Annotated in this window: 14 protein-coding genes; 1 reads left to right on the top strand and 13 read right to left on the bottom strand. The window is 37.9% G+C overall.

Annotated elements, in window-relative coordinates:
• Window positions 1–179 precede the first annotated feature (179 nt).
• The gene (locus tag A0J48_RS04485) at window positions 180–2,879 is read right to left on the bottom strand and encodes a DUF3536 domain-containing protein (RefSeq protein ID WP_200320726.1); all 2,700 of its coding nucleotides are present in this window, start codon (window positions 2,877–2,879) and stop codon (window positions 180–182) included.
• A gap of 558 nt (window positions 2,880–3,437) precedes the next feature.
• On the opposite strand from A0J48_RS04485, the gene cax reads away from it, so the two are divergent.
• On the top strand, window positions 3,438–4,532 hold the full coding sequence (gene cax / locus A0J48_RS04490; RefSeq protein ID WP_200320728.1) for a calcium/proton exchanger: 1,095 nt from the start codon (window positions 3,438–3,440) through the stop codon (window positions 4,530–4,532).
• 60 nt (window positions 4,533–4,592) lie between these two features.
• Here the strand turns inward: cax and A0J48_RS04495 are convergent, their stop codons facing one another.
• The 12 genes from A0J48_RS04495 to A0J48_RS04550 all read right to left on the bottom strand — a co-directional run bounded on the left by A0J48_RS04495 (window position 4,593) and on the right by A0J48_RS04550 (window position 25,017).
• Window positions 4,593–8,330 (bottom strand): hybrid sensor histidine kinase/response regulator, encoded by a 3,738-nt coding sequence (locus A0J48_RS04495; protein WP_200320730.1) that lies wholly within the window; start codon window positions 8,328–8,330, stop codon window positions 4,593–4,595.
• A gap of 240 nt (window positions 8,331–8,570) precedes the next feature.
• Entirely contained in the window at window positions 8,571–12,974 is a 4,404-nt protein-coding gene (locus tag A0J48_RS04500) for a GAF domain-containing protein (RefSeq protein ID WP_200320732.1), read from the bottom strand.
• A 208-nt stretch (window positions 12,975–13,182) separates the two neighbouring features.
• A complete protein-coding gene (locus tag A0J48_RS04505) occupies window positions 13,183–13,656 on the bottom strand; it encodes a chemotaxis protein CheW (RefSeq protein ID WP_200320734.1) in 474 nt (157 codons plus the stop codon).
• A 103-nt stretch (window positions 13,657–13,759) separates the two neighbouring features.
• A complete protein-coding gene (locus A0J48_RS04510) occupies window positions 13,760–14,125 on the bottom strand; it encodes a response regulator transcription factor (RefSeq protein WP_200320736.1) in 366 nt (121 codons plus the stop codon).
• Window positions 14,126–14,421: 296 nt separating this feature from the next.
• Complete coding sequence (locus A0J48_RS04515; protein WP_200320738.1) at window positions 14,422–15,633, bottom strand: response regulator; 1,212 nt, start codon at window positions 15,631–15,633, stop codon at window positions 14,422–14,424.
• Between the two features lie 1,428 nt (window positions 15,634–17,061).
• Window positions 17,062–18,324, bottom strand: a complete 1,263-nt coding sequence (locus tag A0J48_RS04520) for a glycosyltransferase (RefSeq protein ID WP_200320740.1) — start codon at window positions 18,322–18,324, stop codon at window positions 17,062–17,064.
• Window positions 18,325–18,559: 235 nt separating this feature from the next.
• Entirely contained in the window at window positions 18,560–19,819 is a 1,260-nt protein-coding gene (locus tag A0J48_RS04525) for a glycosyltransferase family 2 protein (RefSeq protein WP_200320741.1), read from the bottom strand.
• 71 nt (window positions 19,820–19,890) lie between these two features.
• Complete coding sequence (locus A0J48_RS04530) at window positions 19,891–20,358, bottom strand: DUF2141 domain-containing protein (protein ID WP_200320743.1); 468 nt, start codon at window positions 20,356–20,358, stop codon at window positions 19,891–19,893.
• Window positions 20,359–20,375: 17 nt separating this feature from the next.
• Entirely contained in the window at window positions 20,376–21,368 is a 993-nt protein-coding gene (locus A0J48_RS04535) for a glycosyltransferase family 2 protein (RefSeq protein ID WP_200320745.1), read from the bottom strand.
• Between the two features lie 120 nt (window positions 21,369–21,488).
• On the bottom strand, window positions 21,489–22,493 hold the full coding sequence (locus A0J48_RS04540; RefSeq protein WP_200320747.1) for an NAD-dependent epimerase/dehydratase family protein: 1,005 nt from the start codon (window positions 22,491–22,493) through the stop codon (window positions 21,489–21,491).
• Between the two features lie 58 nt (window positions 22,494–22,551).
• A complete protein-coding gene (gene devC, locus A0J48_RS04545) occupies window positions 22,552–23,730 on the bottom strand; it encodes an ABC transporter permease DevC (RefSeq protein ID WP_200320749.1) in 1,179 nt (392 codons plus the stop codon).
• A gap of 78 nt (window positions 23,731–23,808) precedes the next feature.
• The gene (locus tag A0J48_RS04550) at window positions 23,809–25,017 is read right to left on the bottom strand and encodes an ABC exporter membrane fusion protein (protein WP_200320750.1); all 1,209 of its coding nucleotides are present in this window, start codon (window positions 25,015–25,017) and stop codon (window positions 23,809–23,811) included.
• Window positions 25,018–25,555 lie beyond the last annotated feature (538 nt).

The raw sequence follows: 25,555 nt of genomic DNA on the forward strand, positions 1-25,555 counted from the left end.
TGGTTATTGGCTGATTACTGATAGCTGAATGCTTACTAGCAAACATCCATTTCAGGATTAACATTTAAGAGGGTGTAGGGTGTGCTTAATTTTGGATTTTGGATGAAAGGATTTTGGATTGTTTTGAGCGACTTCAATCTAAAATCTAAAATCTAAAATTTTCTTCCCTGTTCCCTTTTCTAAGTTAAATTTTTCAAAATCATGCTGACATCAACTGCTAATTTTTGTCCCAATTTTAGTAATTGACGACATTGAGAAGTATCTGCTTGATTATCCAAATTAGTCAGACATAGGGGAAGTATTTGATTATGCAAACAGCTATAGTAAAGTTCTTGGGACTTTTCTAAAGAAATGCCCAAATTTAACTGATATCCCACATCAATCAATTTTTCTAATCTTTGGATATCTGTAGCAAAATTACCATTAACATCGTATAACAATTGCCAAAGTAATCGTACAATTAGCTGTTCTAATATTTGCTTACCTTCAGGTATATTGAGACGACAACGCAGATGTTTTGCTTCAATTGCGATCGCTTCTAATTCTGCTATATGATTCCAACTGATTTGGGCTTCGCTAATATCCTGTTCTAGCGATCGCAAACTGACCATACAGCGATAACCCAAAGCAATCTCCGCTGCTACCTGCAATTCTTGGGGAACTGCTAACTCATCCCGATGAAAAGCCATAATCACACCGTAATTATCCCGGTATGTCTGGGTATATAGCTGGTCTAATCTTGTCAGTGTTTCCTGGCTTAACAGCCGCATGATGCGGTGGCGTTCTTCTGCAAATAGATTTTGTAAACTAAAGGCTTCACCACCAAAAATCTGTGTCATTACCAGGATAACTTGAGCCGCGCTGGCCTGTTGCAGCGATGCAAATAGCTTTTCCTTTAAGTGACTATAATCACGTCTGCCGGTAAATGGTTGAATACAGCAATGGAAATCCCAACCTCCTAAATGTAAAACGGCAAATACCAAATTTTCACTTTCCCAAGTAATATCTGATACTAGCTTCAAATGTCCGACCGCCATACTTAACGCGCCCATCCGTTGCATCTGGTAATCTAACTCATGGGCGGTGTAGCAGTAAACCTGCTTTTGATAACTGTGAAAATGTTCAGAAATATCCTGTGCAGAGAGAGTATTGTTGTGATTGTTGAATAAAGAAGTAATGGCATAGTGGGCAGCAACTTGTTTAAACCCAATTTGGGCAGTTAGCACTAATTGACGATAAATTTCAGCGCCATGCTTGAAGTGTTCCACATTACTAGGGGCTAAACCCAAGCGTTTGAGGAAGCCTTTTTCTAACTGCACACCTGCCACATCTCCTGCTAATTCTAAAGCACGGGCAGCATAACGGAGAATTTGTGTTCCTTCTGGGCGGGAAAGTTCTTCAAAAAACCAGCCACAACTGGTAAACATAAACAAAGCGTGACGCTGCATTTCCAACAACCGCAAAGCATCTATTTGTTCTGCGGCTTGGAGTTTGCTTTTTTGATGACGGGAGAGAAAATTGCTGACACTAGCAGGGGAGCGATCGCGCAAAACTTGAATATATTCATCCCTTGCTAACCAGGGATCACGAAATAACTTACTTCCATATTCTTCATACACCTCAATCAATTGATCCCGCAACCAGTTCAAAGCATTCCGCAATGGTCTTCGCCATTTTTGATGCCAGACACCTCCTTCTCCACCGCAACCACAATCATCTTGCCATCTATCCACACCGTGAGCGCAACTCCAGGCTGTAATAGACTTTAACTCCACTTCCCAACTGGGAGGATTTAAACTCAAGTAATGAGCAAAATTTGTTACCGTCCAACCATGACGGGGAAACTCACCCACAAAAGCATAGGCTAAAGTTTTCTCCGTACCTTTCTTGTGATGTCCAAAGGTTTCCCCATCTGTAGCCACAGAAATTAGCTGTGCGGGACGATGATCCCCACGTATTGCTGCACCCACCCTACCGGCAAAGTGACTGGAACTATAGACGACATCACTAAAACCCATGTCCCGGGAAATTGGTCCGTCATAAAAGAAAATATCAATATAAGGTAAGCCTTCTGTAATTTCTTTGGTAGTTGCGTTAGTTTTACTCAGCGGTGAAGTTGCGTTGCTCAGGCTAGGCTTTAAATAACAACGATAGGGACGAGTGGGATCAATCTGACTACCACCAACCTCATGCCATTCTGGGTGGGGATCATTTTCCGTAGGGAAAGGACGACAACGCTGTGCCTGTGATGGTGCGAGAACAATAAAGCGGATATCTTCAGCCACCAACGCTTCTAATGTTGCATAATCAACAGCAGTTTCTGCTAACCAGATCCCTTCGGGATCACGACCAAATCGAGATTTGAAGTCTGCTTTACCCCAACGAATCTGCGTATATTTATCCCGTTCATTAGCCAAAGGCATGATGATGTGATTGTATACTTGCGCGATCGCATTACCATGACCATGCAACCGTTGACTACTCTTAGTATCAGCCTCCAAAATTCGTTGGTAAACTTCCACATCGTAACGTTCCAACCACGACATCAGGGTCGGACCGATATTAAAGCTCATGTACTCATAATTATTGACGATCCCCAACAACTCACCCCGGTCATTTAGCACTCTAGCAAAGGCATTGGGGCGATAGCATTCCCAATGAATGCGTTCATTCCAATCATGAAAAGGTGTTGCACTTGGTTGACGTTCAATCGCATCCAAATAAGGATTTTCTCTAGGTGGCTGGTAAAAATGGCCATGCACAGTCACATATACACCCTGAGATTTTTTCAGGGGATCATGATCAGGCATCTCTTGGGAATCTTGGTTTAACCAAGATGTTGAACCAGAGCTAACCGGCAATTCAGCAGCAGAAGTCATAATATTTTTATCCAAGGTAAAATTTTAGTTGTGGCGAAAATCTTGTTATATGTACATTTTTACAGTTATTTATGCAGAATATCCGGTATAAACGACATCTGGGGAATAAAGCTTAATAACGACTTTGACGAAATAGTCTTAATCCTGCTGGAAATCTGCATTATCACGCGAATATTTGTCATCAGGAAAGAAACAACCTATATGAGATTTTATCACCAGCAGGTTTAATCAGCCAAAAAAATTAATAGTCTTTTAATTTATTAAAACCTATTTTTTTGATAAAACCCAGAATTTAACTCATACTTTTGCAACGAAACATGACAATAGCTCATTAAATCGCAACTTTACTTTATTATCAACTATTTCAGGGTAAATTGACTGATAGGGGCAGGGAACAGGGAACTCTTAACAGAGAAAGAAAATTAGTTCTTCTTCCTCAACTGCCCAACAGGATTTATATGGGAGTATCTTGTATCTTGATTAAAGTTAGTTACAGCCTGATGTTTCAATTCTTCATAGGCATAATTAACTAAGTACCGAAAATTCGAGATTATACAAATGTCAACTAAAAACATCATTTTTCTTGGCTTATTAGTGTTTATCCCCATCTCCCTAGCAGCGCACTTTTTAGAGTGGGGAGAATTGGTAGTTTTCATCACCGCTGGGTTGGCAATTTTACCCCTAGCAGCTTGGATGGGTGAGGCTACAGAAGAAATTGCCGTTGTCGTCGGTCCCTCATTAGGAGGGTTATTAAATGCCACCTTTGGCAATGCGACAGAACTGATTATTGCTTTAGTAGCTCTCAACGCAGGACTAATAGATGTTGTTAAAGCCAGTATCACCGGCTCAATTATTGGCAACTTACTATTGGTCATGGGACTTTCGATGCTTTTGGGCGGACTGCGCTATAAGGAACAAACATTTCAATCTGTCGTGGCGCGAGTAAATGCTTCCTCAATGAACCTGGCGGTAATTGCGATTTTGTTACCAACAGCAATGAACTATACATCTATCGGCATCAATGAGAGAACATTGCAAAATCTCTCCCTTGCTGTTGCGGTAGTCTTAATTTTGGTTTATGCCCTCACACTGCTATTTTCTATGAAAACTCATGCCTATTTATATGACGTAGGTGTAGCAGATATAGAACTAGAAGCAGAAGAAAAAAACGAGGAAATCAAAGCAGAAAAACCAAATCTTTGGCTTTGGACTGGTGTATTGTTAGTTTGCACCTTACTGGTAGCCTTAGAGTCAGAATTCCTAGTTGATACCTTAGAAGTAGCCACATCTAAGTTAGGTTTGACAGCACTATTTACAGGGGTAATTTTGTTGCCCATAGTTGGTAACGCCGCAGAACACGCCACAGCAGTCACCGTAGCCATGAAAGATAAAATGGATCTGTCTTTATCTGTGGCTGTGGGATCAAGTATGCAGATAGCCCTATTTGTTGCCCCCGTTTTAGTCATTGCTGGACGAATATTAAATCAGCCAATGGATTTAGATTTCAATCCCTTTGAATTAGTAGCAGTAGCAGTAGCAGTTTTAATTGCTAATAGCATTAGTTCTGATGGTAAATCTAATTGGTTGGAAGGAACTTTACTCTTAGCAGCTTATATAGTTTTGGGTTTTGCTTTCTATTTCCATCCAGTATAGAAAGGGTGTAGGGTGTAGGGTGTGGGTGAGCAGGGGAGAAAAATTCACAGCCACCCCTCACTAATTTTCCACCCTATCTCTGTTCACTAAACTATCAACAGTAGAGAGAAACTCATGTTCTAAATAAGGTTTAGTTAAATAAGCAGTTGCACCCAATTCTTGAGCCAACTGACGATGTTTTTCAGAACTACGAGAAGTGAGAACTACGACAGGTTTTTGAGCCAAAGTAGGATTTTGACGGATATGACTTAATAATTCAAATCCATTCATCCTGGGCATTTCTAAATCAGAAATTATCACCTCAACTTCAGGATGTAACTGCAATTGTTCGAGAGCTTCTACCCCATTTTGGGCTGAGAATACTTGATAGCCAGACTTTTGTAAAGTCATCACCAGAGTTTGACGCACACTAATTGCATCATCTATAACTAATACTATGGGTGGTAATTTTGGTGTTATCCCTACATAAGAACTTGGTTGAGATTCTCTAGTATTTGCCGGAGTTGATGCAGCGAGTAACGGAGTAGATTCAATGGAAGTTGCTGGAGATTCCTGAATTTTGACGGTATTTGATGCAGCGAGTAACGGAGTAGATTCAATCCTATTTTCCGACATTGGTAAGGCTTGTTTCTGAGACTTAGCAGTAGTTGGTAAAGTCCTGACATCAAGTGTGGCTTGCATCTGTTGAGCGTCGATCAGCAAAGTACCGTCAATTACTAAAATCAAATTACCATTAGCCAAACTACTACAACCATAAATATATTTTGGTGGAGTAATGGCACTGCCTAAAGGTCTAATTACTAATTCTTGTTCACCGATAATATGATCAATTTCTAAACCCAATATTCCTTGATTGCGCCGTAGTAACAGCACGGGATTTTTCATGATTTCTGTATCAGGATTATGGGGTATATTATTTAAATAATTACTGCCGACCAATGAACCGTTGTAATACATTAAATTGGAAAGCTTGATGAGGTTCACCATCATTTCTTCCTCACCAGAATTCCAATATAAAATTTGTTTGCCTTCAAAATCTTTAATTTGCTGTTCAGACGGAATAAGTATTTTTTCGATACTGTCTAGCAGTAAGGCATAAACAACACCCCCTGCTTGGACTAACATGAGTTTATCTGTGGTCATAGAAAAGGGGATTTTGAGGATGAATGTTGTTCCTTGATGGGGAGATGATTGGACGGAAATCACGCCATTAAGAGCTTGAAGTTGAGTACGGACAATATCTAATCCCATCCCACGTCCAGATATTTCACTCACTTTACCAGCGGTGGAAAATCCAGGTGTAAACATGAGGTTGATAAGTTCGGATTCAGTCAGGTTACGCTCATAGTCTTGACCATGATGATCATCTGGGATCACATTAAGTTCGATTGCTCGATTACGAATTTTTCCTAAATTTAACCCTTGACCATCATCCCGCACTTCAATAATAGTCTGACTGCCTTGATGATAGGCACATATTTCTATTAAACCTTGTTCATTTTTGCCAAGCTGACGGCGCATTTCTGGAGATTCAATACCATGATCAAAAGCATTACGCACTAACTGTACTAAAGGATCATACAGCTTTTCGGCAATAGCTTTATCTATCAAAACTTGTGTGCCGGTGAGTTTTAATTCTACAAGCTTGGCATAAACATTTCCTAGCTTGTTGACCATTTGCGGAAAGCGATTTAAGATAGTTCCTAAAGGCAACATTCTTGCCTCTACGAGATTATCTATAATGTTGAGAGTGAGGTTAGATTGTTGCTCACTAATTTGAGTAGATTGTCTCATTAGTAAGTCCAGAGAATCAGCCGTTTCTTGGATTTGTAATGTTTCCTCTAAGGCTTCATGTAATGTTAAATTAAATTCTGTATATACATCCATTTCTAAAGTATCAAACTGCACATTAGAAACATTTTGTCTAGGTTCTATAGCAACATTATTTCCCTGTAAAGGTAAATCACGCAATTGATTTAAAATAGATTGATGTTTGCTCAGTTGCTGACTTAATCGCTCAATTAATTCTAGAACTTGTTCATCATATAAACTGCGTCGTTTTTGATAAATTAACAATTCTCCTGCCAGATAATTGAGACGTTGCAACCCCTCTACATCTACACGCACAAATGAAGGCTGTCGGGTATTTTTATTTGGGGAAGATTGAGATTTATCTTCTATTTCTGTTTGATTTATCTCCTGATCCTCAGTAATAAATTCTAAGTTGGATTCAGGGGGATTTGTCACTACTTGATCACTGATAACTGATGAAGTGACACTTCCTAAATAATCATCATTTTTAACATTTTCTGCGGTGTGGGTTGGAAAATGATGTTCTCCTGTTTCTGGAATAGTTTCTCCTCCCCAGATTTCCTCTAATAAATTATAGTCAGTAGTGGAAGCTACAGGGGTAGGTATGGATTTGATAACTAGCAATTCTTGTAATTTAGGATTGTCCAACCATTTTTTTTCTGCTTCTGTGACAGCAGGATAATGTTTATATTCTTTTCCTAATTCGCGGATTTGCTTTCTGAGTGTACTGATGATGGAGATAGCACTATTTCTGTTGAAAACTAAATACTGAAATTTGGCCAGGGATAGAAGAATAATTAAAATCACACCCCGACGATAAAGGCAAAGGTTTTGGTGATCCTGTTCTTCTTCAATAAAATCTAGAAATTCATTCAGCCAAGTTTCTATATATTCTACTGCTTTCTCTTCATCATCTGAAGAAATTAACAGTTCTAAACTTAATGCTGCTTCTGGTATATCTCGTTTGTGATTAAACCAACCAAAAATGTAACGAATTACTTTTAAATAAAATTTGGCATTGGCTGGTTTTAAAGGTTCGTTATTGATGTCACCTGATGTAGTTAAAAAATGGTAAAATTCTGTAGTCAAACTAAAAAACTTTTCGGCAAAAGAGTTATTGATATGAATAATAGCTGTCTCTTGTTTGGGGAGTGTAGCTAATGAGCTAGTGGTGGGTTGTGTGGCTATGTAATCTGTGACGACTCCTGTCATTGCTTGCAAAGCCAGAGAAGGTGAACCACCACAAGTGCGATCGCCAGCTAAAACAGCTTTTTGCGCTGCTTGCAAATCAGTTAAAGCAATTTCTGCTATTTGACGTACTTGCTGAGGATTAGCTGCTAGTGCTGCGGTAATTGTCCGAGACAATTCACCAAAACCTGGTAAATTTAGAGATTCAGCTAAACCTAAAAATACCTCAACCTGTAAGTTTAAAAACTCGACTAATTCCTGATTATTTAGGGAATTATGAATTGCTTCAGCAATACTTTCTAATCGTTGGGTAACTCCCACTTCAAAGATAGACTGAACAATATCAAATCCCAATTCTTCCGATGTAGGAATATGAGATTCTGCACCAAAATGATCTCCTAATTTGGTTTGTAATTGTGCAAATGCTGTGGTTGCTCTTTGGAGAATTTCTTCACTATCAATATTACTTGATGTCAATTCCGCTGTGACAGCTAACTGAAGACATTCATAACCTTCTAATAATAGTGTGTACAATTCTCCATCTATAACTAAATCAGGACTATATAAAGCTTTGAATATATCTTCTAAAGAATGGGCAATCATTTTGATGGTGTCTAGCCCAACGGTAGCCGCACCACCCTTAATAGTGTGAGTTGCCCGCATTAAGTTATGGATTTTAGCGGTACTATGATCTTCTGATAAACTAAATAAATCTTGTTCTATTGTTTGTAATAGTTCAGGGGCTTCTGCCAAGAAATAAGCATAGCCTTGTTGGCGAATTTCATTGTCTGTAATCATAATTTTTGAGTTTAGATTTAGGAATTATCAATGGACAATTGATAATTGACAATTGATAATTGGTTAATTTCTCGTTCCGATACCTGTATGGGAATGAATTGAAGGCTCTGCATAACAGCTTATCAGTGACAGCAGAGGCAGAGCCTCTCTGATGGCATTCTCAGTTTCCAACTGGGAACAAGATAACGAGATAAATTTGGTATAAGTCCTGACTGATAACTGATAACTGAAGAACCAAAATTATTTCACTTTGAACTTACCAGCAGTGGTTAACAAAGCTTGTGCCATTTCTGATAAGTTCTGGAACACGGTAGCAATTTCCTGAGATTCGCCAAAGGTTTTGTTAGCTATGGCCGCTACGTCATTCATTGAAGTTGTTACTGTTGCTGATTGATGCATTTGTTTTTGAGTAGCTTCAGTAATACGCTCAATTAGTTGACTAATTTCCGCAGTTGCAGAAACAATATCATTCAAGTTTTGACGGGTTTCATTGACTAAGTTTGTCCCTTCTACTACTTGCTTAATCCCAGTTTCCATTGCGACAGCAACTTCACCAGTTTCTGCTTGAATTTCTTGGACTAATTTTTCAATTTCGATGGTGGCTGCTGCTGACTGACGTGATAAAGAACGTACTTCATCGGCTACCACTGCAAAGCCTTTTCCATATTCACCAGCGCGAGTGGCTTCAATAGCCGCATTCAAAGCGAGTACGTTGGTTTGGGTGGCAAAGTTACTAATCAAATTCACCACTTTGGAGATTTTTTGTGATGATTCACTCAGGCGTTTAATCTTTTTACTGGTTTGGGCTACGGTTTCCCGAATGGCCTGAATAGCATTAACTGTTTGGTTCATGGCTGTATCACCAGAATCTACAGTTTTGTTGGCCTGTTGAACTGCAACTTGCACTTGTTGAGCGTTAGCTACTACCGCTTGGGTAGAATCTACCATCTGTTGAATATCGCGTAAGGCTTGGGTAATTTCGTCAGACTGTGCTTTTGCTAAGTCAGTCAATCCGACGAGGGAAGAACTACTATGGATAGAGGTTTGGGCAACTTGTTGAGAGGCGGTTTGTACCTGAATAACTATTTGTTGTAATGCTTGCAGAGTGCCATTATAAGCATCCGCTATTGTCCCTAATTCGTCCTCTGTGATGGGAGCGCGGACGGTTAGATCCCCACTGAGTGCAGGACTGATGGCTCTAAGTAGTTGAATAGAGCGTTGTTGCAATAATTCTTTGGCGGCTTTTTCCCGTTGGGCTGCTTCTGCAAGTTGGGATGATTGAGTTTGCAGTTGTTTCAAGTATTCGGTTTGTTGTAAGGCCAGTCCTAACTGGTCGCCTATCCGTGCTAACAAGTTAATTTCTGATTCTTCCCATTCACGGGGTGCAGAGTTTTGATAAGCTGCCAGTAATCCCCAGAGTTTTTCTCCAAATAAGATGGGAGTAATGATATATCCTCTGGCTTCATATTTTTCAATGATTTCTATGTAGCAAGGATCAAGGGTAGCTTTATATATGTCTGCAACTACCAAGGTGTCACCTTTTTGATAGCGCCCACCTTCGTTGCTTTGTAGACAAGGGTCGTTTAAAACAGTTTTGATGCCTGGCGCAACTAGTTTCACCCAACCACTAGCTACAGATTCTGCTACAAATTCGCCACCCCAATCGGATGTGAATTGATAAACAGCGGCGCGATCGCATTTGAGTTGTTGTCTGACTTCTTGTGTGGTGGTTTTGAAGATTTCTTCTACGTCTAAGGATTGACGAATGCGGTTGACTATTTTGGTAATAGTTTTTTCTTGTTCAGCGATTTGCGCTAGTTTCTCAGATTTGGATTGTACTTGTTCTATGTAATCTATCTGAGATTTTGCCAGACTAATTTGCAAACCAATTTGTTCTAAGAAGTTGATTTCTCTGGATTGCCATTCACGAGTACCTGTATTTTGATATGCTGCCAATAATCCCCATAGTTTTTCGCCATAAAAAATGGGAACTATCATGTAAGCTTTGGCTTCAACTTGCTCTAAAATCTCCAGATGACATTGAGCATGACCTGCTTTGTAAATGTCATTGACGATGAAGCTTTCACCTTTGGCATATCTACCACCTTGGGTTTCTTGAAGGTGGCTATCTTCCCAGACCATGTTGAAGTCTGACGTAGCAACTTTCATCCAGCCACTAGCTACTGATTCAGCGATGAATTTTCCACCCCAATCAGGATTAAATTGATAAACAGCGACGCGATCGCATCTGATTAGTTGACGAACTTCTTGAGTTGCAGTTTTTAAGATTTCTTCTAAATCGAAGGATTGACGGATGCGGTTGACTATTTTGTTGAGGGCTTTTTCTTGTTCCGCTAACTGACTGATTTCCTGAGATTGTAACCGCACTTGTTCTAGATAATCTAGCTGTGATTTGGCTAGGCTAAATTGCAGTCCAATTTGTTGTAAAAAGTTGATTTCTGATGCTTTCCATTCACGAGTTCCGCTGTTTTGATAAGCTGCGAGTAAGCCCCACAGTTGTTCACCAAAGAATATCGGCACTATCACATAAGCTTTAGCTTCAAACTGTTCTAGTATGGCGATATGACAAGGGGCTAGACCTATTTTGTATGTGTCATTAACTACAAAAGTTTCACCTTTGGCATATCTACCGCCCTTGGTGTCTTGTAAATAAGTGTCATCCACTACGGTTTTGATACCTGGCCCGACTAATTTTGTCCAACCAGTACTAACTGATTCGGCTACAAATTCTCCACCCCAATCTGGTTTAAATTGATAGACGGCAACGCGATCGCATTTCAGGGCTAGGCGAACTTCTTGAGTAGTTGTTCTGAAGATTTCTTCTACATCTAAGGATTGACGGATGCGGTTGACAATCCTGTTGATAGTTTTCTCTTGTTCTGCTATTTGCGCTAGTTCATCAGTTTTTAATTTGACTGTTTCTAGATAATCTATTTGTGATTTGGCCAGATTGAACTGTAAGGCTATTTGACTCAGAAAGTTAACTTCTGAACTTTGCCATTCACGGGTGTCAGAATTTTGGTAAGCTGCTAACAATCCCCACAATTTATCTCCAAAGAAAATGGGGACATTAATATAAGCTTTGGCTTCAAATGTCTCTAACAGTTCTAAGTAACATAAAGCCAGATTTTCTTGATAAATATCATTTACCCACAGGTTTTCACCTTTAGTAAATCTCGCTCCTTTGGTTTCTTGCAAGTATGTATCTTCAACCAAGGCATTGATATCATTACCAACTAGTTTGACCCAGCCAGTTCCTACTGATTCAGCGATAAAATTGCCACTCCAATCTGGATGAAATTGATAGATAGCAACGCGATCGCATTTTAGTGCCTGCCGTGCTTCTTGAGTTGTGGTTTTGAAGATTTCTTCTAAATCTAAGGATTGTCGAATTCTGTTAACTATCTTGGTTAAGGCTTTTTCCTGTTTAGTAATCTGCGCCAGTTGGTCAGATTGTTTCTGCACTTGTTCCAGATATTCTCCTTGGGAAATAGCCACACCAAATTGCAAGCCAATCTGATTTAAAAAACTTACTTCCCAGTCTTGCCATTCCCGTGGTCCAGTATTCTGATAGGCTGCTAATAAACCCCACAGTTTTTCTCCAGAGAAGATGGGAGCAATGATATAGGCTTTGGCTTCAAATTGTTCTAATATATCAATGTGGCACTGAGCCAAACCGATTTTATAGGTGTCATTGACAATAAAAGTTTCTCCATGAGCGTATCGGCCACCTTTGGTTTCCTGTAAGTGGGTATCTTCCCAAACCATTTTAAAATCAGGGGTGACTATTTTTGTCCAATTTTTACCCACTGATTCGGAAACAAATTGTCCACTCCAATCTGGGTTAAAACGATAAACACCAACACGGTCGCATTTTAATAATTGTCTGACTTCTTGAGTAGTAGTTTGAAAGATTTTATCTACATCTGGCTGTTGTAAAATTTTGCTGATGACTTTAGCTGCGGATTTCTTAGCTAAGGCAGACTGTTGCAATTCTTTCTGCAATTTAAAGCTCTGCAATCTGTAAGTAATTTCTGTAGTTATTTGCGAGACTAAAGTAATTTCTGCCTCTTGCCATTGACGTTCTGAACCACAACTATGGACTACTAACAAACCCCATACTTTACCATCAACAAATATGGGTACACTTAAACTAGCTTTGACTTGAAATTTATCCAGTAATTGTTTTTGATAAGGAGTAGCTTGAATTTGATTAATGTCGTCAATTACTACGGCTTCAAGATAATCTTGATCGGTATATAAGCCAAATAAAATAGCTGGTAGATTCTCCCCTAAAGATGGTGTCCAACCTGTAGTTCTTGATTCTGCTAAAACAACTCCAGAATCAGAGTTAGTAAATTGATAAATTAAAGCGCGATCGCCATCAATTTTGTTCCTGATTTGTGATGCTGTTACCTTTAACAAGGTATCCATATCTGGAACTTGGCGCATTTGTGCTGTTATGTATTGGAAACGTTGCCGCCAAAGTTTAAATTCCTGAGTAATTGCATTCGATTCTTTATGGGTATCATTTGTTAGTGTCCCACCATTTTTGTGTTCTACTTTTTCTACTTCTGCAAAGATATTGCTTCTATCTTCATTACTTTGATATACAGTTGTCATCTGTTTTTCCTCGATACTATTTCAGTTAGTAATAATTGGAAATTTTGAGCTAACAATCTTAAATGATTAAGATGTAAATTACTGGTTTCTTAGGTTTAAAACAATTCTTTCCTCTTTAATAACTAACTGAAGTTGTTAGTTATGGACTCACTATTTTTCCTCACCCACACCCCTACACCCTTCTATTTCTACACTATTAAATCCTTGCTTAGTTATGACTGCTCCACATTGGTGATTGTATAATAGATAACGCATCTAAACTAAAAACCATCTCCTCTGCACCATTAGTAAAGTACCCTTGTAAAAATGGTGACATGGCTGGATAAAATAGATCAGCCGATGGAGTCTTCATTTGCTGAATATCTAACCACTCAATATCCATCAATTGGCGCACTAAAAGACCCAAATATTTACCCTCTGTTTCTAGTACAATTGCCATCATTTTTGAGAGGAGATTGGAACTTTGTAAAAGAGGTGGATAACCCAACATTTCTTCTAAATCAACTAACCACAGCATTTCGCCACGCCAGCTATAAATACCCAAGACACTATTGGGCATCTGTGGAACTCCACAGACTTCTGTCAATGAGACTCGTAATACTTCGGTGATGTGATCTAATGAAATTACTGCTTTATCTCTTACTCCCAAATTAAAACTCAAAAATTTATGTTTCGTGTCCAAAGTTAATTTTCCTTTGTACTAGTTGATTTTCTACGCCACTATTTGAAAACGAAATCTCAATTTCCAATAGTGACTATGATTGTGATCAACCCTGAGAAATTTTTTACTTATTAATCAATTTTCTCAAAGTGATTTCTAACTCTTCTCTATCTACTGGTTTTGAAAGATAAGCTTTAGCCCCCAGCATATTCCCCCAAATTTTATCTACTTCACTATTTTTAGTGGAGCAGAAAACTACAGGTATCTGGCTAGTATGAGGATTATTTTGTAATTCTCGACAAATTTCATAACCACTTTTACCCGGTAGAATTACATCCAGCAATATCACATCAGGTTTACTCGCATCTATTTTTACTTGCGCTTCTTCACTACTTGTGGCAGAAATTACAGAATAACCTGCCTGTTGTAAGTAACGACTGATCACTTCCATATCAGCCAAGCCATCTTCAACAACTAATACCGTACTCATGGGAACTACCTATGAAATTATGTTCACTATGGAAATACTGAGATATGCAATCAGACAGATTAAAATATTACTAGTCTGTATTGTGATTCTATTCTCACTCATTGTATAGATATTTCCGACCGAAGATTTACGTATTCAACATAAGTTTACATGATGTATATTACTGATTTAGCTGCTATTAAAAACTCATCAAAAAGTTTATTTGACTTCAATAAACTTCTTTCACAACAAGTATTTATTAACCAGTGGAATAGTTTAGCAACTGTTTAGATCCAGTTGGCCAAATTAACATTTATTTAACTGGAAACTTCTAAATGAGGTGTATTTCTAGCTGTTGAATTAGCTTGTACAGGTAAATATTTGCGTATTACACCCATCACCCGATCAGCCACTATGGGTTTAGAGATAAAATCTGTTGAGCCTACAACCTTAGCACGAACCCGATCCAAAAGACCATCATTGCCAGTTAAGATAATTACTGGTGTATGAGCAAAGGCAGGAATGCGCCGTAATTGAGTACAAATTTCGTAACCACTGGCTACTGGCATAATTAAATCCAAGAAAATTAAATCTGGTTTTTCCTGAATCAAAACAGGCAAAGCTTGCACAGCATCTTGAACTTTAGTAAACCTCAACCCATGACCAACAATAATATCCTCTAACATTTTACAGACAAGAGGACTATCATCCACACAAGCTATAAGTGGTGCGGCCCTGCGATTGATTTGACTTTTAGCTTGTTTAGGGGTAGAGCTTTCACCTTCAGTAACTTGTAAAGGTAAGTCAGGTACTTCTACTAACTCAATGATTCCTTTGAGTATATAGGGAAGTAAGGAACGAGAAACAGGCATAACATCCTGCTTCATTTTCAGTGCCAACTCTCGCAGAGTATACTTACCATTAATTAAATTGACAAAGTTTTTGTATACAGAAGGACTAACCATCTGCTGAAGTTGTTCTGTTCTTCGCAGGATGGGTGATAAATTAGGCGAAACATTTGCCAAACCAACCTGTGACCAAATAGCCCATGAGTCTTGCATCTGTTTAATCGACATATCTGCACTTGTAAAGCTCATAGGCATTTCTAAGATCACGTCTTGGCTGAGATTACAAGTTACAGAAGCAAAGTCTAGTTCCTGGGCTAGATCAAAAAATAGTTCAGCAATTGTGTTTTCGACAATAGCTTGTATTTGTTCTCGTTGGATTTTTTGTCTTTTGTATAAAATATCCAACAGGTTATAATCCCAGTAGTCTACAGCAAAATCGTCAGATCGACAGCGAATTTTATCTAATTCAATCTGCGGACAATATTGAGCGATATGTCTACGCCAACGTCTGAAGGGATGAGTTCCACCTGTTGCCCAGACAATTCTCCCTAGGCGATAGTAAAAAGTCCATTCACGTCCTTTGGAACTCTTAATATTTAACTTGCCATTGTATTGGAATTGAGTACAGGTTTTAAACTCATGTAGTATGTTATGCGATTCTAGAAGTTCTGAGTTGGTCATACTTTATTCCTATTGTTTCAATAAATCAGCCTCTAGGGAGTCTAATACCAGCTACGTAATAGAAAGTGATCGTCTGAACATTTACAAAAATATGTGTGGAAACGCTACAAGTGGCAACCAGGCTTTTCTGATAGTATTGCTGTATAACAGTTGCTTAGTTTCGATTTAAAAGCAACTATAAAGATACTTTAGGAGAGGATTCATTTATTACTGTACACCCTGTCGATATTTTTGAGTACATTTTGATTCCCAGTAGTAACCATACAGCAATGCTTAAGTATTTAAACTTATATTTTACTTATACTCCATTTTAATCATTATTCACTTATATTATATCCGTGGAATTACTGATTTTAAATTCGTCCAAATTTGTATTTTCCCAATTTTTACCAAAGAATATAGTGACATTGTTAAGCCTAATTGTTATAAAAAATCACAAAATACTGGATAAGCGGGGATTTTTTACTGAAAAAATTGTCACACTACAACCAGAAATTAATTATTAAGAGTCTGGTATATTAATTTAACTCGAAAACAGAAATTTTTATAAAAATACCCATTAGTGTATCTTAACTTAACTAAATTTTAAACTTATTAATATGATGGGGTGGTTTTGAAGAAATAAAGAGTAAGGCTGTAGGGAAAAAACTGTGTCTTTCGTTCATAGTTAGTGGTTATATGTCAACTAAACTGCTAGTAACCAGCCACTTTGTGTTAGTATATTGCATTTGAATAATAACAGTAATAAATAAATTTTAAGCATATAAAAAAGTCCGCATTTGCGGACTATGGACATTGGATAAGGTTAAGTTGTCACCAAGAGAGCCTACAAGATGTTAGACTTATTTGTATTTTTGCTGACAGAATGTAAAAAATCAAGTTTATAAGTGTAACTGTTAGGACATAACACCAGGAATTAAGTTCATTGCAGGTGAAAGATGACAGTGCTAACAGCCTGTTGGTGTATAAGTTTTAGGTTAGGACTCATGCACAAGTCATGGAAGAATGAAGCACGTTCACCATTGGCGTAGCGTGCGCTCTGCGCTCAGGTGTTCCCGAAGGGTAGGAACGAAGGACACAAAGGAAAGAGGGTTTGAGAGATATTTTGCGTAAGTCCTAAGTTTTATGATCAATGCACAAAAAATCAGAAATAATTAAAGGATTTATGTCAGAAGATTTCTCAAATTTACAAAAGACCCCATAATTGATTAATTATGAGGTCAAAAGATTTTTAGGCACAGTTGAGTACATTACCAATAATTATTAGTTGAAGCAGGTCATTTCTCCACTAATAAAAATCTGGTAAAGTTTATGAATATCTCAAACATAGAGCCTAAAAGCCCACAGGTCAATTACTCCCCCACTCTACCAGAGATAATCAAAGATATGTAGCCAGATTGGCTATTTTTCTAGACTTGTGGACAATATTTAATGATTAGACAACTCAACTTTTGTTGGTGTTTGTACTAACTGATAGAGTTTGTCTTCAAACTTTTGGCTACATACTGACCAATCAAATTCTAAGATTGAGGGGCGGGCTTGTTGAGATAACTGGGCTTTGAGGTCAGGATTGGTGAGAATTGTAATGATTTTTGCGGCAAAATCTTGAGGGTTATTAGGTTGAGCAAGAAAACCGTTGTAACCAGGTATTACTTGTTCAGCAGTAGAAGGAGCAATAGCGGCAACTACAGGTGTTCCAGAAGCTAAAGCTTCGTTATTGGTTGTGCAGAAGTTTTCTGTAACTGAAGGGTTAATAAAAACATCTGCTCTGGCGAACCAGCCTAAAAGTTCTGTACCATGAGATTCACCCCAAACTGTTACACCCAAGGGGAAAGCTTGAGCGCGGCGACGAATTTCTTGATCTAAAGGTCCACTGCCAATAATTACTAAATGCACGTTAGGAATTTTAGCAGCAATTAATGGATAGGCATCTAAAATTTGAGTGACATTTTTCTCGGCGGTAATGCGTCCCACGAAGATAATAGTCGGGCGTTGATCATCGGGTATTGGGTCATAACAGATGTTACGGGGGTGAAATTTTTCGCAATTAATCCCCTGATAGGGAACATATTCACCCCGCTGACATTGTAGTTTTTGGTACTTAGATAGTTGTTCTCTAGAAGAAAATAAATTGAGATTATAAGCCTCACTAAACTGCTTGACTAACAGAGGAATTAGGGGACGCAGTAAGGTGAAGAGTACATCTCCTAAATAATATCGGATATAAGCCACGATATCAGTATGAAAAATGGAGATGATAGGGGTTTTGGTGCGTTTGGCGTAGTCAACTCCTAGAGGGCGACCATAACCTTGCAAGAACACAGAATATAACCCTCTCATTTGTGCTGCTTCTTCCACAATGATGATATCAGGCTGGAATTTCTCTAATAATTTACTATCGCTCCAATGGCGATGGTTGAGTGGTTGAGGTAGAGATTTATAAAAGATTAGAGGTTCTGTGGGGAAGGCATAAGATGAAAAGTTAGGAAAAGATTGTAGTTGATCTAGTCCCGGCATGGGACGATTACCTACTTGTTTAGGATACTTATTATTGATTTCTGGGTGAATGAGAAAAACTTCATGTCCTTGTTCAAGTAACCAACGAACTCGTTGATGTACTGCAACGGAAACTCCTGTTAAGAAAGGAGCAAACAATCCTGTAAATAAGGCAATGCGGAGAGGTTTTTTCATTTGGAAATTAACGGTTTCATGAAATGGCTGGGTTAGGATTTACGCAGCTACTCTTTCATGAAAATTGTCAACATTCAGCTATGCCCGCAGGGTTTTACAGCTAATAACAGCAAGAGCAAAGATTTAGAAGCATTAATTTCAGGAAAGTTACACGCTCCTCATTTGTTCTCATTCTTTGTATTTCAGCCTTCAAAGCTGATAGCTGACGGCTGACGGCTGAATACTGACAATGAAACTACAATGAAAGTTTGCCATCAATTGGTTGATCTAACCATTGATAGGGATGATATTCAACTAAACGAATATTCCAAGGTCCTTGAATGCGATAGGTAAGTCCGCGCCATGTAACTGTTGACATCCAAAGAGAAGATATCATTGCTAATCCATAAACCCATTGTGTGAGGGGAATAGCAATTAACATTTTGATGATTGTGGTTAGTGAAACTTGAGGAGTAGTTTGACCTTGAGAGCGAATTACTTCTTGTACTCCTAGTTCCATCACCAGCATTAACAATAGTAATCCGATGGTGTAGATGGTGTAGGATTTGAATAAAGAAGCTGCTGTATTCCATTCTGTCGCTAACAACAATCCAAAAGTTAATACAATTGCTAGAGTAGGAAAGAGAATGCTAGAAACGGCATCACTTACTAAGGCCAACCAATTGGGGTGATACAGTCGTGAACACAGAATTAAACGTTTGACAGATGCAAAGAAACTGGGTAAATCGCTTTCTTCTCGGTTAACCATTAACAAAGAAGGAACAAATTTAATTTTAAACCCATGTTTTTTGATGACTTTGTGCATGAGCATATCATCACCAAAAGCTTCTCCCCATTTTTCCAGTAGTTCTGTTTGGTGCAGAACTTCTTTTTTAATTGCTAAACTACCGCCCCAAGGAACTTGAAATAAGAACATTTGCACGACAGTGGAGACATTACCGGCATAGCGTACCAATGAACCCCAATATTTTCCTGTGGGTACATACCAGCGGTTTCCTGTTGTTAGTCCTACTTTTTCATCTGTCAGGGGAATAACTAATTCTCTTAACCAATTGGGGTGAACAATTGTATCTCCATCTACTAGAGCAACTACTTGATAAGAATCATCCAAGTCTGCAACAGCTTGCACTAAAGAACTGCATTTGAGACTGCAATTATGCCGTACTGTTCTCAAGGTGCTAATTTCAAAGTTAGTTGCACCAATTTCAGAGATTGCTTCTTTGACAATTTTAAAAGCCGGATCTTCTGGACTATCAATGATCAGCTTTAAATCGTACTGTGGGTAGTTTTGCTTTAAGAGTGATCGCACACAATTCGGTAAGAACGGATCAGCACCTCGTAAACACAGAATTACTGCTGTTTTAGGTAACTGCTCATCTGATACTAAGGGTTGTTTGTATGAACGCAGATACCATAAAAATATCAACGTTAAACACACCTGAATAACCAGCCAACCTATCAAAGACTTCGACAAAAATGTGGTCAAATCTTCCATAGAATAATTAAGGGTTGGGGACTGGGGAAATGGGGGGATGGGGTGAAATTTCTTTACCTTTTCCCTGTTCTCTATGGATCAAGAGAATATTTCATGTTGATATTAATAGTGGTATTTTTTGTCATTTTGAAACTGGCTTTTGAGAATTTGGGTGTACCAGTTTGGACTGAGACAATAGGATTTTGGGAAATTCCAAAACCTTCTGTAGGAATACCAAAAAAGTCTTTGTTGAGTTTACGATCACGGTTTTGATCATCAACAACTGCAACAGCATAAGTACCGGGTTTTAATCCGGAAAATACTTTCTTGACAGAACTCCCAGTAATTTTTGTGCAACCACTTTGAACTTCACTAGAACTACTCATCGGAAATCCTTTTTCAGAGTTATAAACTCTAAAGCAAATCTCACCTGTTTTGTTACGAATACCATTCACTACTACAGTTAGTGTTGTAGCAGGTTCTGCATGAACAGTGTTAGCACAACTGAGACTTAATAATGTTGCCAACAATAGATAGGAAAAGCGAAAATGTTTCAACATAATTAATGAATACCAAATTAGTTGGATAAAGCTGGATATTTTTTAGACTTATGGCTTACTAGTTTTTGCTGTGAACGCCATATTTTTACAGCCATGAACAAATCTTTAATTAATAAAGATTCTGTTCCCGACAGTTTTTTAACAATACTCCAATAACACAATATTTGTTCATACCAATTTAGTGAACTCTGACTAAGTGAAATTAAATATTCCTTCAGAATTCGCCAATGAGGAAATAAAAGCTTGCCATTATTACTAGAATCAAACCACACTGAATACTCATAAAAATTCGGTAACATATCTAATGAGTATTGAGGATTGTTGTGATTAAATGACAAGTAGTTGGGAAAAAACATACTCAAAGATTGCTGGGGATGACTCCTAGCAAAAAATAAGTATTCCGGGATTTCATAAAATTGTCCAATCAAACCCAGTCTTAATAATAAAATCCCATCCGCATTGCCATAACCACCCATAGGAGGGATTTTTTTCAAAGCACTTTGGCGAATTACACCATACATTTGATAACACAGATGTTTGGTGAGTAATTCTTCAAACCTGACTTGTGGTTTTGCTGAATTAGTATTCAGCTTAATGTCATAATTTTGCAGAAACTCTCCATGTTCATCAATAAAGTAAGTTTGGGAATGGCACAAGATATAATTGGAGTTTTCCTCCAGTAGCTGTATACATTTACTGAGAAAATCAGGAGCGTGTAAATCGTCATAAGCTGCCCATTTAAAGTATTCGCTTTTAGACAATTCCAACACACGATGAAAATTACGAGCGCAACCGATATTACTAGCATTGCGATAGTAACGAATACGCTGGTCTTGGGCAGCATAATTTCTACAAATCTCTTCAGTATTATCTGTAGAAGCATTATCTGAAATAATTAGCTCAAAATCACCAAAAGTCTGATTTAACAGAGAATCTAAAGACTCTTGGAGAAATTTTTCGCCATTGTATACAGGCATTCCAATACTTAATTTTGGCTGAGATGTGTACATACGCTATCCCCCAATAACTTACACTGAATAAGTAAAAATTCAAGATTCAAAAGTCAGAATATAGGGTCGGTAGATGACCAAACAGAGATATATAGATTTTGAAAGCTGACTGCTAATTGCTTACTTCATCAATTTTTGAATATCAGTTTTTTGCAACCATTGATGAGTACGCTTCATTCCTTCTTCCAAATCAATTTTCGGTTTATAATTTAATATGTTTGTAGATTTAGCAATCGAATAAGGATATGGACGACTCATAAAATCAACAGATTCAGGGAGAATATCGGCTTTTTTGCGAAATAATTTTTGTCCCTGATTTCGCACTCGTAAAAATAATTTCATCTCCTCTTTAGGCAGAGACATTGGTGCAGGTAAACCTTCCATTGCCGCTAAGTGGATAAAATAGTCTTTCCAGGAAGTTTCTTCTCCATCTGTAATATTGAAAATTTCGCCGTAAGTTTCCTTTTCAATTGCTAAAAAAATGGCATCAATCAAGTTGTCTACATATAAATGATTCATCACACCTTTACCATCATTGGCATAGGCAAATAATTTTTGTCGCATCATCAGCACTGGTCGTACTATCCAAGGGAGACTTCCTGGCCCATAAACATCTCCAGCACGAATGATGATTACGCCAAAATCTGGTGGTGAATTCAGTTTTAAAACTTCTGTTTCTGCTTCAATTTTTGTTTGACAGTAGGGATTGTTATCACTAGCTAATGTTCCTGTTTCTGTAATATTATCGGCATAGTTAAAGCCATAAACTAGGACAGTGGAAAGATGTAAAAATGTTTTGACACCAGCTTGTTTTGCGGCTTTGGCTATGTTGAGAGTGCCATTAACATTGATTTCTCGAAACTGTTTAATGTCTCCTGCTTCTTCTGCCAGTTGAGCAGTGTGTAAAATAATGTCTACTCCCTGACAAGCCTTGTGAGCAATTTTCTCGTCGGTGATGTTACCAACAATAATTTCCACTCCTAAATTTTGCAGGTTTTTATCTTGGACAGAAGAAGTTTGTAGTCCCTTGACTTTCATTCCTTGTGCTATAGCTAACTCGGCAGCACGTAACCCGATAAATTCGTCAATTCCGGTGATGAGAATAGTTTGGTTGTTGAGGTTCATAGTGTGTTATTGATTGGTAAATAATTTGGTTTGAATTGCTGATTTTGATCCAAATAGTTTAGAAAATATCAGCCGGATCGGCGGAGCGAAGTTTATTAATTGCTAATGCTCCAGAAGTGATGCAAATTAAAACTGTAGAAGTTAAGACAATCAAGGCATTATTAGAAGTCATCATGATGGGTAATTTAGTAGCTTGCATGGCAAAATCATATAAAGCTACGGAAACAATAAACCCTGGTATATAAGCTAATAGAGCTAATATTAATGCCTGTTGGAAAACTACATTTAATAAATATCCATTGGCATAACCAATAGCTTTTAAAGTGGCATAGGCAATAAATTGAGTGGCAATATTGCTGTAAAGAATTTGATAAACAATGACTACACCCACCACAGAAGCCATAGTTAGCATTAAATTCAGGATGAAACCAATTGGTGTTCTAGCTGCCCAGTATTCTTTTTCAAAATTAATAAATTGTTTGCGTGTAAAAATCTGCACATCATTAGGTAAACTCGCTTTCAAAGTTTCTAAAATCTGATTGGGGTCAACACCTGGTTTAATCTTAATAATACCTACATCTATCTTTTCTGCGGGACGAATGTTAGGATTAATTCTTAAAAAAGTTGAGTCACTAACAATTAAATTGCCATCAACACCAAAGGAAGGCCCTAAACCGAATAAACCACCAACTCTGACTCGATAACCTTGAAGAGAATCAAAGGGAAATATTTCAATTGTTTGGTCAGTGTCTCCACGCACAAATTTTTCTGCAATTGGACCGAATTCTGGTCGAGAATTTCTGTCAAATAACATGACATCAGGAATTTTGAGGATATCTAAATTTTTCTCAACATCGGGGATATTCATCACCGATTCTCCTGGGTCAAAACCGATGACATAAATTGAATATTTTTCACCAGTAGCCGGATTTTTTAATTTCGCAAATTGCAGATACATGGGGCTAACTGATTCGACACCATTAAACCCTAATGTTTGGTATAATCGAGTCCGGGAAAAACTTTGATTTGAGGTCAAAGATTTATATTGAGAACTGACTAAAAATAAATCACCTTTGAGATTTTGATGTACTGCTGTCGCACTAGAATAGAGTGCATCTTGGAAACCAAGTTGAATAAACATCAGCAGCACAATAAAAGCAATTCCTGCTACAGCTACGATAAAACGCACTTTTTGCTGGGCAAGCTGTAGCCATGCTAAAGGAATTTTCACATTCATATATTTTGTTATTAGTCATTAGTCATTAGTCATTAGTCATTGGGTTATTTATTTCCCCTATTCCCTATTCACTATTTCCTAAATTTGAATGGCAACATCTACCTGCAAGTTGGTTAAACGAGAAACCTTTTGACTATCAGCAGGCTGATCAATAGATATTTTGACTTCAACTATTCTGCGGTCTGTATCAGAATTGGGGTTAATGCTGAAGATACTTTGTTTGTCAATTTGCCAACCGATTTCTTTCACAGTTCCCTGTATTTTGCCAGGAAAGGTGGCACTAGTGATGATTGCTTTTTGACCAACACGCACTTTTTGAATATCGGTTTGATAAACTTCAGCAACTACATTCATTTCTGATGTTTGACCAACTTCAGCAAAGCCAGATGTAGAGATGACTTCGCCATTTTTAGCATGAATTTTCAAAATTCTGCCATCTATGGGGGATTTAATGTAAGTTAAATTATGGTCTGCTTTTGCTTGTTGAATAGCAGTTTCTGCACTCTTGACTTCACTTTCTGCTAAGGCCACATCTACATTACGTACTTCTTTAATGCTGTTGAGTCTAGCTTTTGCTTCTTTAGTTTGATCTTGCAGTGTATTTTTAGTACGTGCAAGAGTGGCTTGAGCTTCTGTTAACTGTTGTTGTGATGTCTTGAGTTGCAAATTTTTAGTATCTGCAATGGAAGCAGAAATAGCACCATCTTTATATAATTGCTGATAGCGATCGCTCTCTTTTTGAGCATTATCTACTTCAGCTTGAATACGGTTAATTGTTGCTGTTTGTGCAGCAATTTCTCCTTTTAATTGCGAATCTAAACGGGTAATTGTTGCTTGTTGAGCATTGATATCTCCGGGTTTCGCTCCAGCTTTTACCTGTGCTAATTTGGCTTTAGCAACTAACAATTTATCAAAGGCTTGTTTGATGGCAGCTTTAGAACGTTCGTAATCCTCTAAATAAGCTAAAATTTGCCCTTTGTTTACTTCGTCTCCTTCAGCGACCAACAGTTTTTCCACACGCACACCGTTGATGGAATTAGGAGCAGATAAATGAGTAATTTTACCCTTTGGTTGCAACCGTCCCAAAGCAGTGACAGCAATTTTTACAGGAGTTGCCGTGGAGGAGTTGAGTGAAGAAGATTGAACCTGAGAATTCGGTTTTAATTTTAACTGAGAAAAACTGTAGAAAGATATCCAACCTGTTGCTAAAGCAATAGAAGCTGCTAAAATTATTTTCCATTTCATAGCAGCATTTTTTAATAATCGGCGTTCTTTGTTTAATGCCATATATTAGTCCTATTTGATTTGTCAAATTATCATCATTCAGCTATCAGTAATCAGTAATCAGCTAATAAAAGCAAGAGCAAAGATTGATAATTACAGCATATTGCAGATCAATAAGGTACAAATTTTTATGACAAAGCCTTGCACCAAAAGGGTTTTACTGCTGACTGCTGAATACTTACGTCAAATTACTGGTGAACTGAGGTAATAGATTTGTCATAAATAATTTAGGATTGCTATGTTTTTATTCCAGTTAGAGCAGATTGCAGGTGAATGAGATAGAAAATTTAATTACAAAGCCTTGCAGCAATAAGTTTTACTGCTGATAGCTGATAGATGCTATATTTTCTGCTTAGGGAGAGTCGTCAAAGCTATATCAGTTCAAATTCCTAGACTTATCCGCATATTACCTCCGAGAACTTATCCTCTATGGTGTTACTTTGAGGCAGTGGATAAGCCTATTTAGTTTTGTATGAATTGTTCTGAGACTTTGTAGTCGCTATTGATAATCAGATGGACGGCACAATCAACACTGAATATT

Source organism: Sphaerospermopsis aphanizomenoides BCCUSP55 (assembly GCF_001586785.1).
Classification (GTDB): Bacteria; Cyanobacteriota; Cyanobacteriia; order Cyanobacteriales; family Nostocaceae; genus Sphaerospermopsis_A; species Sphaerospermopsis_A aphanizomenoides_A.